The 1,613-nt window shown below is 41.3% G+C and carries 2 pseudogenes; both read left to right on the top strand.

The window, feature by feature from the left end:
- Positions 1 to 185 (top strand): annotated as a pseudogene (locus CO726_RS30820) (hypothetical protein); the annotation flags it as partial.
- A pseudogene (locus tag CO726_RS30815) lies at positions 182 to 1,471 on the top strand (lysozyme family protein); the annotation flags it as partial. The pseudogenes CO726_RS30820 and CO726_RS30815, both read left to right, overlap by 4 nt.
- Between the last annotated feature and the right edge of the window lie 142 nt (positions 1,472 to 1,613).

Raw genomic sequence — 1,613 nt, 5'->3', positions numbered from 1 at the left:
GTATTAAGCCAAGAGAAGAAATCTTAGTAACACATACACAGGACGAAGTTGTTCGTACAGAGACGCATCTGAATTTATCAGAACATGACCCGCAAAATCTGATTCCATTTGCGCCAAACCCTCGCTTAGCACAGCGAAGAAGAAGAAATAATGAAAATGGAAAGTATGGAGTGACAAGTCTATGAGTCAAAATCCTAACGATCCAAATAACCAGAAGAAAAGTAACCCTTTAAAAGATGCAACATCAAACTTTATTAAGAAAAAGGGGATGCAGGCAAGCGGGAAAATGGCAAAAATGGCAGGGAAAGCAGGAAGAGCGGCAGCGAAAGCTGCTGCCAAACTGCTAAGAGCTGGTGTAGTGAAAATTGTTGGAGCTATTGTTGGAGCGGTAGGATTGCCTGTTGCTCTCATTATGGCTCTTATTATTACTGTATGTGTGATTTTAGCATCTTTTGTACCATTTACCGATGATGAAAGTAAAACAGAAGAACAAGTGAAAAAGTATATGGAAATTTCAATGGCGCTAAACGTGGATTGGAAAGAGGTTGTCGCTTTTGATATGGCGCGGTATGATAACGATTTGACTGGTAAAGATCCGCATGATGCTATATCATATTTCTTGGATATTCAATATGAAGAATATACAGAAAAAGAGGTATGTGAAGCAGGGCCAAATGGTCCCTGTGAAAAAAAGAAAAAGGAGATGCAAAAAACAAAATCAGAAAGTTTTTCCGGACCAGATGTAAAAAAGATATTGGGAGATACAGATTTTAAGAAAAAAATAGATGAAATTAATGCGAGTGGAAGTAAAAAAGTGACAACATCTTCTCATGGACTTGAGAAAGCCATGGAACTCGCAAAGTTTAGCGAGAGTCAAAAGGATCGTGCCCGTGAGATATTAGCAGCTGGCATGTTAGAAGGAACGTATGGACATCTTGCGCCAACTGGTGGATTTATTGGTGGTATGTGTGTAGGTAATGTGAGTCCTGGCGGGGAGCCTGTCAATCTGAATGAAAAGGTAACAGGGTATCTTCCTAAAATTAAAGAGATGGCAGAAAAACATGGTGTTGCTCAATATGTTGGTATTCTGGCAGCACAAATGATGCAGGAATCAGCTGGAGCAGGAAATGACCCAATGCAAGCATCAGAGGGACACTATGGAGATTTAAGCCCATCTTGTATTGGTGTAAAAGGAAATGCTCGTATGGGCTGCATTAAAGATCCGAATATTTCTATTGAAGCAGGTGTATTGGAATTTAAAGATGTGTTAGGCCAGGCGAATGGGGATATCGCTCTCGCCCTGCAATCTTACAATTTTGGCTCAGGATTCATTAGCTATGCATTAGCAAGGGGTGGCTATTCAGAGCAAACAGCCATTGCGTTCTCACAAAGTAAGAATCATTTAAACCCAGCTGGTTGCTCCGATCCCAATAACTTCAGGACAAAGGTTAACGCGTGTTATGGGGATTATGTGCGCCCATAAGGGGGCAAGGAAAAACGGTGATTGCAAGCTGTTAGGTCAACCCTAAAAGACCTAGTATCACTTGGCTAACCTTGGAGGGAAACTGAAAGGGGACAACAGCATGCCAAGAAAGCCGTAAGTTGGCTAAACA

The sequence above is a fragment of the Bacillus fungorum genome (assembly GCF_002746455.1).
Lineage (GTDB): Bacteria > Bacillota > Bacilli > Bacillales > Bacillaceae_G > Bacillus_A > Bacillus_A fungorum.
The sequence above is the reverse complement of the archived record's forward strand: the minus strand, read 5'-3'. Positions and strand labels throughout refer to the sequence as shown.